Source organism: Novosphingobium taihuense, assembly GCF_007830315.1.
Taxonomy (GTDB): Bacteria; Pseudomonadota; Alphaproteobacteria; order Sphingomonadales; family Sphingomonadaceae; genus Novosphingobium; species Novosphingobium taihuense.
On sequence record NZ_VLKJ01000002.1, the window covers coordinates 255739 to 271508 of the forward strand.

At 65.2% G+C, this 15770-nt stretch carries 12 protein-coding genes; 5 read left to right on the forward strand and 7 right to left on the reverse strand.

The genetic code is table 11. The features are described from left to right. Window positions 1-191: 191 nt before the first annotated feature. On the forward strand, window positions 192-986 hold the full coding sequence (locus tag IQ25_RS06155; protein ID WP_144903793.1) for a hypothetical protein: 795 nt from the start codon (window positions 192-194) through the stop codon (window positions 984-986). A 13-nt stretch (window positions 987-999) separates the two neighbouring features. Here the strand turns inward: IQ25_RS06155 and IQ25_RS06160 are convergent, their stop codons facing one another. Next, on the reverse strand, window positions 1000-2619 hold the full coding sequence (locus tag IQ25_RS06160; protein ID WP_144903796.1) for a GMC family oxidoreductase: 1620 nt from the start codon (window positions 2617-2619) through the stop codon (window positions 1000-1002). A 140-nt stretch (window positions 2620-2759) separates the two neighbouring features. On the opposite strand from IQ25_RS06160, the gene IQ25_RS06165 reads away from it, so the two are divergent. Genes IQ25_RS06165 through IQ25_RS06175 form a run of 3 tightly spaced genes read left to right on the forward strand, consistent with a single transcriptional unit; the run spans window position 2760 to window position 4932 of the window. After that, window positions 2760-3146: a C-glycoside deglycosidase beta subunit domain-containing protein gene (locus tag IQ25_RS06165; RefSeq protein ID WP_144903799.1), complete on the forward strand. Its 387-nt coding sequence runs from the start codon at window positions 2760-2762 to the stop codon at window positions 3144-3146. 13 nt (window positions 3147-3159) lie between these two features. Continuing rightward, window positions 3160-4158 carry a sugar phosphate isomerase/epimerase family protein gene (locus tag IQ25_RS06170; RefSeq protein WP_144903802.1) on the forward strand — a complete coding sequence of 333 codons (999 nt, stop codon included), beginning with the start codon at window positions 3160-3162 and terminating at the stop codon, window positions 4156-4158. Window positions 4159-4161: 3 nt separating this feature from the next. Next, the gene (locus IQ25_RS06175) at window positions 4162-4932 is read left to right on the forward strand and encodes a TIM barrel protein (protein ID WP_144903804.1); all 771 of its coding nucleotides are present in this window, start codon (window positions 4162-4164) and stop codon (window positions 4930-4932) included. 135 nt (window positions 4933-5067) lie between these two features. Here IQ25_RS06175 and IQ25_RS06180 read toward each other — a convergent pair whose 3' ends face one another. The 6 genes from IQ25_RS06180 to IQ25_RS06205 all read right to left on the reverse strand — a co-directional run bounded on the left by IQ25_RS06180 (window position 5068) and on the right by IQ25_RS06205 (window position 13174). After that, complete coding sequence (locus tag IQ25_RS06180; RefSeq protein ID WP_144903807.1) at window positions 5068-6531, reverse strand: glycerol kinase; 1464 nt, start codon at window positions 6529-6531, stop codon at window positions 5068-5070. After that, the gene (glpD, locus tag IQ25_RS06185; protein ID WP_258536965.1) at window positions 6528-8051 is read right to left on the reverse strand and encodes a glycerol-3-phosphate dehydrogenase; all 1524 of its coding nucleotides are present in this window, start codon (window positions 8049-8051) and stop codon (window positions 6528-6530) included. The genes IQ25_RS06180 and glpD overlap by 4 nt, the downstream gene beginning before the upstream one ends. Next, entirely contained in the window at window positions 8032-9120 is a 1089-nt protein-coding gene (locus IQ25_RS06190) for an LLM class flavin-dependent oxidoreductase (RefSeq protein WP_144903810.1), read from the reverse strand. Before IQ25_RS06190 ends, glpD begins: the two co-directional genes overlap by 20 nt. A 93-nt stretch (window positions 9121-9213) precedes the next feature. Then, on the reverse strand, window positions 9214-10128 hold the full coding sequence (locus tag IQ25_RS06195) for an aldo/keto reductase (protein WP_144903812.1): 915 nt from the start codon (window positions 10126-10128) through the stop codon (window positions 9214-9216). Beyond that, on the reverse strand, window positions 10125-11138 hold the full coding sequence (locus IQ25_RS06200) for a LacI family DNA-binding transcriptional regulator (protein ID WP_144903815.1): 1014 nt from the start codon (window positions 11136-11138) through the stop codon (window positions 10125-10127). The genes IQ25_RS06195 and IQ25_RS06200 overlap by 4 nt, the downstream gene beginning before the upstream one ends. Continuing rightward, window positions 11135-13174, reverse strand: a complete 2040-nt coding sequence (locus IQ25_RS06205; protein ID WP_144903818.1) for an alpha-glucosidase — start codon at window positions 13172-13174, stop codon at window positions 11135-11137. Before IQ25_RS06205 ends, IQ25_RS06200 begins: the two co-directional genes overlap by 4 nt. A 161-nt stretch (window positions 13175-13335) precedes the next feature. Here IQ25_RS06205 and IQ25_RS06210 point away from each other — a divergent pair, with 161 nt between their 5' ends. After that, complete coding sequence (locus IQ25_RS06210; protein WP_144903821.1) at window positions 13336-15672, forward strand: TonB-dependent receptor; 2337 nt, start codon at window positions 13336-13338, stop codon at window positions 15670-15672. Window positions 15673-15770 lie beyond the last annotated feature (98 nt).

Here is a 15770-nt window from a genome sequence, read left to right on the forward strand (position 1 = left end):
CGCGAAGTTGCGGGCGGATCGGGACAGAGGGAGCATGGCTCCTTGTCGGCGCTGGTCCGGCTGATGGACCTGTGCTGGAATGAAACTGTGGATATTGTGCGCTGCAACAATTGGCTTGTCAATCACGTGAAAGGGTTTTGGGCTACAAGATTGACACGTGTTTGATAAATTTCAGGAGAAAGGGTGTTCCGATGGACTCCGAACTTCATGCCGACGGACTTGGCGCCTTCAGGAAAGCGCGGGATCGGCTGCGTGCCGAATATGCAGGTGGCGGGCTAAGTCCCCAGAAAAAGGCTGTTTTTTCCGCCGCTACGCTGTCCCGATTGCTCAAGCCCGAATCGGAATACGATAGTTCCCAATTTTCCCTGTCGATTCGCGAGCGCCTCATCTGGTCGTTGAGTGATGACGCTGGCCCGAGCGTTTACGGTGGAATCGAGGAACTGATGGGCCAATCGCCGATCAGCAGGCAGATCATCAAGGAGAACTTTCAGGGAGACTACCGGATATTCCGATACACCAAGGCATCGCCCCATACGCCAGATCCCGATTCACAGGACGGGGTAGTCAGTCCGATGATGCAACAGCGGCGCCTGCTCGAACTCGAGTTTGTAGAAGAACGCCTGTGCATTTTCTTTGACGACATGAAAGAGCCAGCGTTCCATTATTGGGGCAGGGAGTGGCAAGAGGAAGACCCTGAGATCGCTGGGGCCGTGTTCTACAGCCTCGGCAAGCTCTATCTCACAGGGGCCGCGCGCGACACGATGAGCATGGGCATTATCTCGGTTACGCGGACAACTGAGCCGATGCAGGGGTTCTGGACTTCGACGTTCCACAAGGGCGTGCGCGCGCCGTTTTCAGCGCGTATTCTGCTGGTTCATGAAGGCAACGAGACACTGCTTGCCGCGCTGCGCGACAGTGCAAAGGGGCCGGAACTGTTTCTGAACATAACCGACGGGGGTTATGCCTATTACATGACCATGAGCTGAGCGGCGTAACGCCTTACCCCGCATCCTCCAGGATCATCTCCGCTGCGCGTTCCGCTACGGCCATCGCCGGGCCGTTGGTGTTGCCGGAGACGGGGGTGGGCATGATCGAGCAGTCGACGACGCGCAGGGCGCCGATGCCGTGGACGCGGGTGCGGGCGTCGGTGACTGAGGTCGCCTCATCGGTGCCCATGGCGCAGGTGCCGGTGCCGTGGAGCCCGACTTCGACCATTCTGGCGAGTTCGGCGAGGATTGCGGCTTCGTCCTGCACGTCGGGGCCGGGCATGCGTTCGGTGCCGATGTAGGCCTTGAGCGGTTCGGACCCGGCGATGGCACGGAACAGGCGGAAGAGTTCGAGGCTCTTGGCCCTGTCGGACGGATCGGACCAGATCGCGGCATCGGCGACGGGCGCGTCGCGGTAGTCCGGCGAGGTGAGGCGGATCGAGCCGCGGCTCTTCGGGCGCAGGTGGTAGCCCGAGAAGGTCAGGCCGGGATTGGGGGTGAGGGGGCTGCCGGGGCGGGCGGCCATCTCGTTCACGGTGCGCATGGCAAAGGGCGCGGCGGCGACCTGGAGGTCGGGCCAGTCCTCGGGCGTGCCCTCGCTGGCGTAGAGGCCGGTCAGCGGCATGCCGACGCGGGCGAGGTGGCCGGTGCCGGTGAGGAAGTACTGGAGGGCATTGCGATAGAGCCGCCATCCGAAGAATTCGCGGTTCGTGCCGGGGTGGTTCGCAAGGTCGAACGAGACGCCGAACTTGGTGTGATCGGACAGGTTTCGGCCCACCATCGGCAAGTCCTTGATCACCGGAATGCCGAGGTCGCTGAGGGTTGCGCCTGCGCCGATGCCGGAGAGCTGGAGCAGCTGGGGCGAGCCATAGACGCCGGCTGAAAGGATCACTTCCTTCGCCGCGGTGTGAATGCGCTCCTGCCCGTGGGCGTGGGTGACGACGCCGGTGGCGCGGCCCTGCTCGATCACCACGCGCGAAACGGCGGTGTGCTGGGCGATGGTGAGGTTGCGGCGCGTGAGGATCGGCATGACGAAGGCCTTGTAGGCACTCTCGCGCACGCCCTTGCGGTCCACGGTGTATTGGCTGCGGCCGACGCCCTGCCTGCCCGGCGTGGTGATGTCATCGAGCCAGGGCATGCCTTGCGTGGCAAAGCCTGCGGCAAGCGCATCGAACACCGGCGACTTGTAGGTTGAGGCGGTGACCTGAAGCTCGCCGCCATGGCCGCGTCCGGGGTGGGCGCCGGGTTCGCGGTAATCCTCGAACTTGCGGTAGCAGCGGGCGATATCGGACCAGCCCCAGCCGGAGAGGCCCTGCGCGGTCCAGCTGTCGAAGTCCTTGGGGCTACCGGTGAGATACCAGGTGCCGTTGATCGCCGAGGAACCGCCGAGGCCGCGCCCATAGGTGTGGATGCCGCCGCGCATGCCTTCGCGCGGCTCGGTCTGATAGACGCGGAAATAGTCCGGGTTGCCCATGATCTTGATGAAGCCGCCGGCCATCTTGATGAAGGGATGCTGATTGTCGCCCCCGTCCTCGATCAGCAGGACGCGGTTGCGCGGGTTGGCGCTGAGGCGGTTGGCCAGAACGCAGCCTGCCGAGCCCGCGCCGACGATGATGTAATCGAATTCCGCCATGACCCTCTGGCACCCGCCCCTATATTGAACTTGGCTGATATTAGAATAGAACTAAAGTTCGGTTTTTATCTGCCGAGTGCTTGACCGCGTGTCAAGCCATGATTAGAAGAACAATTCTAATTGAAAGCGGGAGAGCGAACGTGCTGCCAGTCGAACGGGTGATCGGAGAAGAGGGGCTTGCCGCTACGGCGGGTGGGCTTAAGCTGGCGATGCGCCTGCCGTGGTATCGCTCGCTGCCGTTTTCGGTGGTCGAGGTCGGGCCGCTGACGATCGATGGAAAGGCTGTGGATCTCTCGGATGCGCGCATTTCCTACGATGGCGAGGAATGGGCGCTTTCAGACAATGGCGAGCGCGTGGACACGTTCTGGTTCGTGCGCGATTCGGCGTTCCTGGTGCTGCCTTCGCTGAACGCGGACGCGGGTTCGAGCCATGAGGTCTCGCTGAACCTGTTCGTCAGCCCGCCCTACATTCCCGGCATGAAGCGGACCAATCCGCAGACGTCGACCCTTACCGTCGCTGCTGCCTGAGAGGATTTGCACAATGGCTAATACCGCAACCGGCCCGCAGACCGGCGTCACGCTCTATTCGTTCACCAACGAGTTCCTGACCCGCCAATTCGAACTCGATACGCTGCTGGCCGAAGTCGCCAAGCGCGGGCTGGGCCCGAACATCGAGATCATCGGCTTCCAGAACTTCCGCGAATTTCCGGACGTTTCGGACAAGTTTGCCGAAGAGTTCAAGCAGATGATTGCCGAGACGGGGCTGAACCCCGTTTCGTGCGCGATCAATTCCGACCGCTTTCTCAAGCCCGGTCAGCAGCCGATCGAGGATGCGGCGCTGGTGGAATATCACAAGCGCCAGCTGCGCTCGGCCAAGAAGATGGGCTTCAGCCTCGTGCGCTACCAGTTCGCGCTGCCGGTGCACCTTCTGCCCGAAATCGCGCCCTATGCCGAGGAGCTGGACATCCGCATGGGCGTGGAAGTCCACGCGCCGATGTGGGCAGGGCACCCTGCCGTGCAGGCCTATGGCGAGATGTACGACAAGCTGAACACGCCGTACCTCGGCTGGATTCCCGACTTCGGCGGCACGGCGAGCCGCATCCCTGAATCGATGCTCGACGCCGCGCGCGCCAAGGGGGCCAAGGAAGACCTGCTCGACAAGCTGAAGGAAGTCTGGCTCGAAGGCGGCATGAGCCACGAGAAGGCCGGGCGCTTGCGCGAATGGGCCGTGGCGAAGGGTCATGGGCCGATGGAAATCCAGGCCGCGTGCCTTGCGTTCTTCATCCTCTCCAACCACGATCCCAAGAGCTGGGCCGCGCTGGTCGATCGCACGATCCACATCCACGGCAAGTTCTATGGCGTGAGCGAGGATCTGGTCGAGGAAGCGATCGACTACGACACGATCCTGCCGCTGTTCAAGGACGGCGGGTTCACCGGCACGATGGTCTCCGAATGGGAAGGCCATGCCTATGACACGCGCGATGCCTTCGAGCAGGTCCGCCGCCATCAGGCGATGGCCCGCCGCATCTGGGGGGCCTGAGCCATGGCTTTCGATCTCTCGGTAAACCTTGAGTACGGCTTCACCGAAGCGGGCGACAAGATCGAGGACCGCATTGCGGCGGCGGCGGCAGCGGGCTTCCGCAAGGTCGAGCTTTTCCTGCTCAAGGGGCGCGATCTGGCGGCGATCAAGGCGGCGCTGGAGACCCATGGCGTCGAACTGGTCAGCACGGTGGCGGACTATGTGACGCAGCTGGTCGATCCTGCAACGCACGAGGGTTTCCTCGAAGTGTTCCGCGACGCGGCTTCGGCGGCGAAATCGCTGGGTTGTTCGAACGTGGTGGTGACATCGGGGCGCGGCGTGCCGTGGCTCAAGCGTCCGGTGCAGCTTGGCATCTTTGCCGATGCCCTGCGCAAGCTGGTGCCGATTGCCGAGGAGCTGGACGTCATGATCCTGCTCGAATCCGCCAACACGCGCTTCGATCATCCGGGCGTGCTGTGTTCGACGACCGAGGATAGCGTGGTGGTGGCCGACATGGTGGCGCACCCGCGCGTGAAGGTGCTCTATGACCTTTACCACTCGGTGGTGGAAGGCGAAGACCCCGAGGCCGCGCTGTCTGCCGCGATGCATCAGGTAGTGCATGTGCAGGTGGCCGACGCACCGGGCCGCGGCGAGCCGGGGTCTGGCAAGATCGACTGGCCGGGCGCTTTGGCGATGTTCGAGCGCGTGGGGTACAAGGGCACGGTAGGTCTGGAACTGCAGCCCACGAAGCCTTCGGCCGAGGCGTTTGCCTATATCCGCGGGCTTTGCGCCTAGTTTCGCAAGGTGGCGTTCGTCATTGCGAGGAGACGCAGTTCGCTGCGCTCGCAATGACGACGAGCTTGCAAGTGGCCTCATCGCTGGGAAACCCCTCTCCCAACCCTCTCCCCTGAAGGGGAGAGGGCGAGGGCGTTACTCGCCCAGTGCCTCGCGCCATGCGCCTAGACGTTCGCCTCGCTCCACTTCGGGCATGCGGGGTTCGAAGACGTCGGTGCGGGGGATGAAGGTGCGGGCGGTGGCGAGGTCGGGGAAGAGGCCGGCGCCGATGGCGGCGAAGATTGCCGCGCCCCGCGCCGTCGTCTCGACATCGGTCGGGCGTTCGCAGCGCAGGGCGAGCACATTGGCGATGTCCTGTGCCAGCCAGTCGTTGGCGCTCATGCCGCCATCGAGGCGCAGCACTTCCCAGCCTGCGCCGTCTGCCGCATAGGCACGCGCGAGGTCGTGGAACACGTGGGCGATGGATTCCAGCGCCGCGCGCGTCACGTGGGCGCGGGTGGCGGCGAAGGTCAGGCCGGTGATGCTGGCGCGGGCCTCGGGCTGCCAGTAGGGCGCGCCGAGGCCGGAGAGCGCGGGCACGAAGACCACGCCTGCGCTGTCGGCCACCGAGCGGGCGAGCGCTTCGCTTTCCGCCGAGCTGGAGAGCATGCCGAGGCTGTCGCGCAGCCACTTGATCACGCTGCCGGCGGCAAAGACCGAGCCTTCGAGCGCGTAGGTGCGCGCGCCGCCGAGTTCGCACAGCACGGTGCCGAGCAGGCGGTGGGTGGAGTGCGGCGGGGTGGTGCCCATGTTGGAGAGGATGAAAGCGCCAGTGCCGAGCGTGGCCTTGGCTTCTCCTCTGGCGAAGCAGCCCTGTCCGATGGTGGCGGCCTGCTGGTCTCCGGCAAGACCGGTGATGGCGATGGGCGCGCCGAACATTTCAGGCAGGGTGCGGCCGAATGCGTCCGCGCTGGGGACGACTTCGGGGAGCGCGGACCGGGGCACGCCGAACAGATCGCACAGGCCTTCGTCCCACGTGCTGCCGACGAGGGGGAAGAGCGAGGTGCGGCTGGCGTTGGAGACGTCGGAAATGTGCAGGCCGCCGGTGAGCTTCCACACCAGCCAGGATTCGACCGTGCCGAAGGCGAGGCGGTCACCCAGTGCGGCGGCTTCGGGCACGTTGCGCAGGATCCACGCCATCTTGCTGGCGGAAAAATAGGGATCGAGCAGCAGGCCGGTGGTATGCTGGATTGCAGCTTCGTGGCCGGCATCGCGTAAGGCACGGCATTGCTCTTCGGTGCGGCGGTCCTGCCAGACGATGGCGCGGGTGACGGGTTCGCCGGTCTTGCTGTCCCACGCGACGATCGTCTCGCGCTGGTTGGTGACGCCGATCCCGGCGATGTGCGAGGGGCTGCCAGCGCGTTCGACCATGGCGCGGGCGCAGCGCAGCGTGCGCTCCCAGATCTCAGATGCGTCATGCTCGACGAGGCCGGGGGCGGGGTAATGCTGGGTCAGTTCCTCCTGCGCGATGGCGAGGACGTCACCGGCTGCGGAATAGAGGATCACGCGGGTGGAGGTGGTGCCCTCGTCGAGCACGAGGATGCATTGGTCATCGCTCATTTCGCGGCATTCTCTCCCATGAAGCGGCGCAGGCTTTCCTGCTGCTGCGCTGACAGGCGCAGGCCAAGCTTGGTGCGCCGCCACAACACGTCTTCTGCCTCGACCGCCCATTCGCGCGCAATCAGGTACTGCACTTCGCGCGCAGTGAGGCCGTGGCCGAAATGCTGGCCGCAATCCTGCAGTCCTTGCGCATCGCCAAGGACCGCAGGCGCAAGCGAGCCGTAGCAGTGGATCAGGCGTTCGGCCCAGGCGGGTTCGAGGAAGGGGTAGCGCGCCCTGAGATCGGCGATGCGGCTGTCCACCTCGTGCACGCCGAAATCGCCGCCGGGCAGGGGCTTGGCATCGGTCCAGTGCGGTGCGGAAAGGGCGGGGATGCGTGTGGCCATGCGGTCCACCGCTTCCTCCGAAAGGGTGCGGAAGGTGGTGATCTTGCCGCCGAAGACCGAGAGGATCGGTGCGCCTTCGTCTTCGGGGCTGAGTTCGAAGCGATAGCCGCGCGTGGCAGCTTCCGGCTTGCCCGAGCCATCGTCGACGAGCGGGCGGACGCCGGAATAGGTCCAGACGACATCGGCGGGCGTGACCGGTTTGGCGAAAAAGCGGCTGGCGCCTTCGCACAGGTACGCGATCTCCTCGGCGCTGGCGACGATGGGGGTGCCCGGCATGTGGTCGCGGTCGGTCGTGCCGATCAGGGTGAAGTCGTGCTCGTAGGGGATGGCGAAGAAGATGCGGCCATCGGGGAGCTGGAAGAAGTAGGGGTGGGGGTGGTCGAACAGTTTGGGCACGACGATGTGCGAGCCGCGCACGAGGCGGATCGACTGGCTGTGCTGCTCGCCGCTGCGGTCGAGGATCGAGAGGACCGAGGGGCCCGCTGCGTTGATCACCGCGCGGGCGCGGAAAGTGCCTTGCGCGGTTTCGATGCGCCAGAGATCACCCTCGCGCGTCAGCGTTTCGACCGGGCAGCGTGTGCGGATTTCGGCGCCTTTGTCTGCCGCGTCGCGGGCGTTGAGCACGACGAGGCGCGCGTCATCGACCCAGCCATCGGAATAGACGAAGCCGTGGACGAACTCGGGCTTGAGCGGCTTGCCAGCGGGGTGGCGGTCGAGCCGGATAGTCTCCGTCGCGGGGAGCAGCCTGCGCTTGCCGAGGTGGTCGTAGAGGAACAGGCCAAGGCGCAGCAGCCAGCGCGGGCGCAGGCCCTGCACCCACGGCAGGACGAAACGCATCGGCCAGATGATGTGCGGGGCGATGGCCCAGAGCTTCTCGCGCTCGCCAAGCGCTTCGCGCACGAGGCCGAACTCGTAGTGTTCGAGATAGCGCAGGCCGCCGTGGATCAGCTTGCTGGAATTGGACGAGGTGCCGCTGGCAAGATCGTGCGCCTCGAGCAGGAGGACGCAAGCCCCGCGCCCCGCTGCATCGCGCGCTATGCCGGTGCCGTTGACGCCGCCGCCGATCACGGCGACGTCGAAGATCCGGTCCTGCTGTTCCACGACGTTGCCCATGTCAGATGTCGAGAGGCCCATGGCTGATGTGCGGGAGCACGTAGCGGCTGAACATGTCAGCTTCCTGGACGTGCGGATAGCCCGAGAGGATGAAGGCCTCGATGCCTTCGGCCTGATAGGCGCGCAGCTTTGCAAGGACCTGGTCGGGCGTGCCGACGATGGCAGCGCCACAGCCGGAGCGGGCGCGGCCGATGCCGGTCCACAGGTTCTCCTCGACAAAGCCATCGCCATCGGCCGCGCCGCGCAGTTCCTGCTGGCGCTGCACGCCGAAGTTCTTGGCGTCCAATGACTTCTCGCGGATGGCGCGGCCTGCCTCGTCATCCAGTTTGGACAGGAGGCGGTCGGCATAGGCGCGGGCCTCGTCCTCGGTCTCGCGCACGATCACATGGACGCGGTAGCCGAACTTCAAAGTGCGGCCATGGTTGGCGGCGCGGGCCTTCATGTCGGCGATTGTCTCGCGCACCTTGTCCATGGTGTCGGGCCACATCAGGTAGACGTCACAGGCCTCGGCGGCGCATTCGCGGGCATCTGGGCTGAGGCCGCCGAAGTAGAACGCGGGGCACTTGCCTGAAAGGGTGCCGATGCGCGGGGGATCGAGCTTCAGCTTGTAGAACTCGCCCTGGAAATCGAGGTGCTGGCCATCGAGCAGGGTGCGCACGATCTTCATGATCTCGGTGGCGCGGGCATAGCGCGGGCCGCTGGCAATCGTCTCGCCCGGCATGTCGGACGAGATGATGTTGACGTTGAGGCGCCCGCCCGTCCCGGCAGCGTTGGGGCCGAGGATGCGGTCCAATGTGGCGATGCGGCGGGCAAGCTGCGGCGGCCAGTCCTCGCCCATGCGCGTGGCCCAGAGCAGCTTGATCCGGCGAACCTGCGTGGCAACGGCGGCGGCAAAGGCAGTGGTATCGAGGCCGAGGCTGTAGCCCGAGGGCAGCAGGATGTTGTCGAACCCGCCTTCCTCGGCGCGCAGCACGATGTTGCGGCAATGCTCCCAGCTGGACTGGAGATACTTGTCGGGCACACCGAGGAATTCGTAGTCGTCGTCGCACAGCGCCGAGAACCAGGCGATCTCGCAATTCTGTTCGGCCATCTTGCCTCTCCTTCTGCGCAGCGGACGCAGGTCTTTACCGGCAAAACCGTGGGGCCGGTGCCGTCCGCCTTGAAAATCAAACTGTTGCGGCTGTTACGGGAGCCGCTCGCCCCGCGCCGCGACGAGCACGGCGTACCAATCCGTTCGTGTCCAGCGCACCGAAAGCGCAGCAGCGCCCTCGGCAATGCGCTCTGCCTTCTGCGATCCGATGATCGGCACGATCCCGGCGGGGTGTGCCATGAGCCACGAATAGGCCGCGACCGTGCGCGAGACGCCCTGCGCCTCGGCCACGGCATCGAGCGCCGATGCGACGGCCTTGTCGCGCGCGCTTTCGGGCGCTGCCAGACGGCCACCGCCAAGCGGCGACCAGGCCATTGGCGTCAGGCCAAGCTGCATCGCCTGGTCCAGCTCGCCGTTCTCGAAGCAGGTGATGCGCAAGGGGCTGATCTCGGGCTGCGTGGTCGCCAGCTTCTCGCCAAGGAAATGGTTGAGAGCGGCGATCTGTGCCTGCGTGTAGTTTGAGACGCCAAGTGCGCGGACCTTGCCCGAGGCGACCGCATCGTCGAGCACGCGCGCGGTCTCGTGCGGGTGGGCGAGGATATCCGGGCGATGGATCTGCCACAGGTCGATCACGTCGGTCTTGAGGCGGCGCAGCGAATCCTCGATGGCCTTGCGCAGGTAATCGGGGCTCTGGTCATAGGGCAGGGGCGGGAGGATGCCGCCCTTGGTGGCGAGGACCATGCGGCCACGCAGCGCAGGCTCTGCTGCCAGCACTTCGCCGAGCAGCGCCTCGGCATCGCCGAAGCCGCCCTTGCCGTCGAAGCCATAGATGTCTGCTGTGTCGAGGAAGTTGATCCCGGCATCCAGCGCGGCATGAACAAGCTTTGCCGCATCGGCAGCGCTGCGGCCATCCTCGGCAAGGCGCCACATGCCCCAGGCAATCGGCGACACGGCAATGCCGGTGTGGCCAAGAGGGCGGAAAGCAGGGGGCAGTGGCAAGAGGCTCATGAAACAGTCCTGTATGGCGGCGCGACCGAAGCGCGCTCTACGAGTGTATGGGGCAGGCGGCGGTGGGTGATGTCGCCCCCGGCAATGAGGATTTCCGTGGCGGTGCGGGCAAGCTCGGCCATCGGCTGGTGGATCGTGGTGAGCGGCGGCCAGACGGTGCGGGCCAGCGTGGTATCGTCAAAACCCGCGACCGACAGTTCGGCGGGCACATTGATGCCCCGGTCATGCGCGACGGCAAGGACGCCTGCGGCCATGTCGTCGTTGGAGGCGAAGATCGCGGTCGGGCGGTTGGGCAGGTCGAGCAGGGCCTGACCGCCGCGCGTACCGGAATCGAAATCGAACTCGCCCTCGCGCACCAGAACAGGATCGTAGGAAATGCCCGCCCGGTCGAGCGCGCGGCGATAGCCGAACAGGCGGTCGTCCGAGGCCATGTGGTTCTGGTGGCCCTTGATGAAGCCGATGCGGCGGTGCCCGGCGTTGATCAGGTGCGTGGTCATGTCATCGGCGGCCTGGGCATCGTCCATGAACACCGAACTGGTCAGCGCGTGGTTGGTGCCGGGCGATATGCGCACGAACGGGATGTCCATCGCCTCCAGCGCGCGCAGCACCGGATCGCAATCGGTCACCGGCGAGGACAGGATGATCCCGTCGACGTGAGTCTCGCTCACGAGGCCGCGTACCTGTTCGCCCACCTGAGGGTCGGCCACGTCGACCGGCTGGGCGAGCAGGCGGATGCCGTTCGAACGGCAGAAGTCCCAGCAGCCGGACTGGATCTGGAACATGTAGTAAGGGCTGTGATTGTCGTAGATCAGGGCGATCTGGTTCGACTTGGCGCCCGAGAGGATGCGCGCGGCGACGCTCGGACGGAAATCGAGCGCGCGCATGGCTTCCTCGACCCGGGCCTTGGTATCGGCACTGACATAGGGATGGCCGTTGAGCACGCGGCTGACGGTTTTCACCGCCACCCCGGCCCTTGCCGCAACGTCCCTGATGTTTGACCGCTCGCTCATTCTGCCAATGCCCCCTTGATCCCCTCGAACAGTGGCGCGAACGCGCTGTCCGGACGGAAGAAAACCGGCGGCTGGCCGATGGGCGCAGGGATGTCGTGCGTGCCGGGGGCGAAGTCCTCGCCCGACCAGCAATGCCGCCAGGGTCCGGTTCCGGGAAGAACCACCTGGCGATGACGAGCCCCCTCCTCGATCACCGGAGCCACCAGCAGGTCGGCACCGTAGAGGAACTGGTCCTGCACCGTAAAGAGCGCAGGTTCCTGCGGATAATGCAGAAACAGCGGGCGCTGCGCGGGCAGGCCCGAAGCGCTCGCCTCTTGGCAGAGGTGGCGGACATAGGGCGCAAGGTGCGCGTGGACGCGGCTCCATGCGGCAAAGCAGGCGAGCAGTTCGGGCGTGCTGTCGTACTGCAGGTTGTCGTCGGGGCGGTTGCCTTCGTGGCTGCGCATGACCGGCGCGAAGGCGGCAAGCTCGCACCAGCGCTGCATCAGCTCTGCAGTGCGAACATTGCCATGGAGCGAGGTGTAGCCGCCGCAATCTGAGTGGCTGTAGGCATTGCCGACAAGCCCTGCCGAGAGCGCGCCGGTGACGACCGTGCCGATGCCATCGTGGCGGGTGAAATCGACTGACTGGTCACCGGCCCAGAGCAGCGGGCAGAAGCCTTGCACGCCCGAAAACCCGGCGCGCATGAAGAACAGCGCATCGCCGGTCTTGCCGCGCGATGCCAGCGCCATGGCGTTCACCTCTGCCCAGAGCACCGGCCAGCGGTTGTGCGCTTCCATCGGATCGGAACCATCGGCAAGGCGCAGATCAGTCGGCAGGTACTCGCCGAAATCGGCCATCCAGCCAGAGATGCCGATGTCGAGCATTTCGCGGCCCAGCACGCGCTCGGCAAACCAGGCGCGGGTTTCCGGGCGGGTAAAATCGACCACGCCGCAATCGAACTCGCCGAAATCGACGAGGTGGACCTCGTCGGACGTCTGGTTGAGGCAGAAGTGACCGCCGCTGCGCGCTTCGTCATACAGGTCGCCATCGACCGCGATATAGGGGTTGGCGTAGGCCAGGAAGCGGATGTCGCGGGCCTCGAGCTGCCGGATCTTCGCGCGAAGATCGGGGTAGCGCTGCGCGCTGCGCGCTCCGGAGTGCCAATCCCAGAACAGGCGGCGGCCGAAGGTGGTTTCGCGGATGCCCGCCCAGTCCTCGCACCACAGGCCCGAGACGGCAGCGCCTGCCGCGATGAACTGTTCGAGCCGGTCGAAGCTGGACGCGCCCGATTTCAGGCCGACGATTGCGCCGCCGATGGCCCAGTCGGGCAGTTCGGGCTGGCGGCCGAAGCGGGTGGAGAGCTGGCCGACGAGGTCTTGCGGACCATCGGCGGCGAAGATCTCGAAGCGCGCCGTGTTGCTCCACACTTCGACCAGGTGGCTGTCGTCCTGCGTGAAATCGAGGACGCTGTAGCAGCTGGCATCGAGGTGGATGGCGAGCCAGCGCGAGGTCAGGAAGGTGGGCTGCGGGTAGTTGGTGTTCCAGTAATCGCCGCCGGCCATGCCCTCGGCGTCCATGATCCGGGTGAGCTCGGTCGACTTGTCGCGCCCGACGCCGGGCTCGCTCGTCCAGATCGGGAATTTCCGCCCATTGAGAGCGAGATAGCTCATCTGCTCTCCGCCACCCCAGACGCATTCGCCGGGTTCGGCGTGGAAGCGGACGTGGAGACGGTCATGGCCGGGAAGGAGCGAGCGGACTTCGAGTCCGGTGCCCGAGAAGGTCAGGCGGGCAACGGGGCGGCCCCCATCAGACAGTTCGGCATCAAGCAGTTCGATGCCGCCGTCGATTTCCTGCCAGGCGGTGGGCGCGATCTCGCCGGTCGGCGCGTCAGAAATGGCGAAGTTGCCGCGATACATAGCCACGGTTGGCTGTCCGCATGCCATGACTACCGCAGGACATAAGGGGGAGTGGCGCAGCACGACTTGCTCCCCAGCGCGGAGAGAAAATCCTTTGTTTTCGGCGTGCAGCCGGAGTTCCAACAGTGCTTTCCTCATCCCTGAACGGCCAGTGTGGCACATTGGCCGCAGACTCTGTCCGTTTTTCTGACACCGCTTGACATATCCATCCCACCATAGCAGATCAAGCACCAATCGCGGCCGATCGACGAGGGAGCATGACTACCCTTGGAAGACCGCTTTTCGCAGGGGAGAGATCCATGAGGCTTATACATTCCGCATCTGCGCGCGCATTGGCATTGTCTGCCAGCGCGCTGTCACTGGCCTTCGCAGGCGCTGCCCACGCGCAGGACGCTGCTGAAGATAACTCGGGCGGCATCAGCGAAATCGTCGTCACCGCACAGAAGGTGAAGGAAAACGTCCAGGACGTTCCGATCGCCATCACCGCGCTGACCGCAGACCGACTTGAGTCGACCGGCACGACCAGCCTCGAAGGGCTGACCCAACTGGTTCCGTCGGTCACGTTCCGCAAGGGCACGACCAGCGCCAACAGCGCCATCGTGATGCGCGGCGTCGGTACGATCACCTTCTCGGTGGCGGCAGAGCCCAGCGTGTCGACGGTAGTCGACGGCGTGGTGCTGAGCCGTTCGGGCCAGGCCTTCATGGACCTCGTCGATGCCCAGCGACTTGAAGTGCTGCGCGGGCCGCAGGGCACGCTGTTCGGCAAGAACGCCTCGGCCGGTCTCGTCAACATCGTTTCGAAGGGCGGAACCGACACGCTGCAGGGCGAAGCGCGGGTCGAGGCCTATGAAGGTGACGAATATCGCCTGCGCGCCTCGGTTTCCGGGCCGCTGTCCGAAGGCCTGACCGCGCGCGTCACCGGCTTCTACGGCAGCTATGACGGCAACATCACCAACGTCTACGGCGGCAAGAACAACAAGGTGAACGGCTACGAGCACTACGGCGCTCGCGGCATTCTCGATTATGAGAACGGCGGATCGAAGTTCCGCCTGATCGCCGACTACTTCCGCGCCAACGACGATTGCTGCGCCGACGTGACTACGGTCAGCCGCGGTGCGGTGCTCGATGCAGAGCTTGGCCTGCCGGGCGGCGTTGCGCAGGGCCTGAACCAGCGCTACATCAACCACGATCTGGTCACGCGCACCAAGGACCGCCAGTGGAGCCTGACCGCGTCGGGCGATTTCGACGTGTTCGAAAGCCACACGCTGAGCGTGATCGCGGGCTATCGCAACTGGAAGAACGAGGAACAGCGCGACGGCGACTTCCTGCCGCGCGCCATCGTCGGCACCGGCCAGCTGCATGACTTCGGCGAAGTCAACACGCAGCAGCTCAGCCTTGAAGTGCGCTTGGCTTCTGACCAGACCCAGCCGTTCTTCTATCAGGTGGGCGCGTTTGCCTGGGGGTCGAACAACCAGCAGGACTTCACCCGCCGCAACGTGACTTGCGCCAGCTCGACCTTGCCGACAGCGGCATCGGGCGCGACGCCGTGCAACCTTGCGGACACGGTCAACACGATCTTCCCGACCGCGACTTCGCGCAGCGAAGTGGAATCGCGCAATTACGCGGTGTTCGGCCAGGCGACCTATCGCTTCAGCGACATGATCTCGCTGACCGGCGGCCTGCGCTATACCTGGGATGACCTGAGCTACACCCACACCCGCGCGCCTGCGGTCAACGCCACTACGGGTCTTCCGGCAACCGGCCCCGGCACCAACGGTAACCCGGCCGGCGGAACGCTGGCCTCGGGCGGCAACGGCACCAACACCTCGGCCGGATCGAGCAACAACGGCAACCTTTCGGGCCGCGCCGTCCTGCAGATCACGCCGACCGAGGACGTGATGCTCTACGGCAGCTACACCCGTGGCTACAAGGGCCCGGCGTTCAACGTGTTCTTCAACCACACCGCGCCGACCAACGCGATCCCGATCGACGAAGAAATCTCCGACGCCTTCGAAGCGGGCTTGAAGTCGCAGTTCCTCGACAACCGCGTGCAGTTCAATGCGGCGGCCTTCACCGTCACCTACAAGGGCTTCCAGGCCAACAACTTCGTGCTGCTTAACGGCGTGCCGGTTTCAAACCTGACCAACGCGGGCACCGTGCGCAGCCAGGGCTTCGAGCTTGACCTGCTGACCGTGCCGGTTGACGGCCTGACCCTGCGTGCAAGCGCGGCCTATGCCGATGCCAAGGTCAAGAAGTTCAATCCGAATCCACAGACCAACGCGCCTGACGCCCGCAACGGCACGCGCCTGCCACTGGCGCCAAAGTTCACCTACACGCTGGGCGGCAGCTATGAGCGTGATCTGGGCGGATTGAAGCTCTATCTCGACACCGACTTCCGCCATGTCGGCAAGCAGTTCTCCGATCTCGGCGAAAGCGGCCCGATTGCGGGCTATGGCATCTGGAACGCCAGCGTCGGGTTCTCTGACGCGGACGACAACTATCGCCTGTCGTTCCTTGCGCGCAACATCACCGACAAGTCCTATGCGCTGCTCAACGTCAGCGCCGGCCAGCGCCTGCAGATCCCGCGCGACGCCGACCGCTACTTCGGCGTGAGCCTGCGCGCCAAGTTCCAGTAACCGCCCACCCCTCCCTTGGGCGCACGAAGAGGCTCCGGGCGAAAGTCCGGGGCCTCTTTTTTGGCTGGGGTGGTGGGCCGGCTAGGGTGCCATCTCGT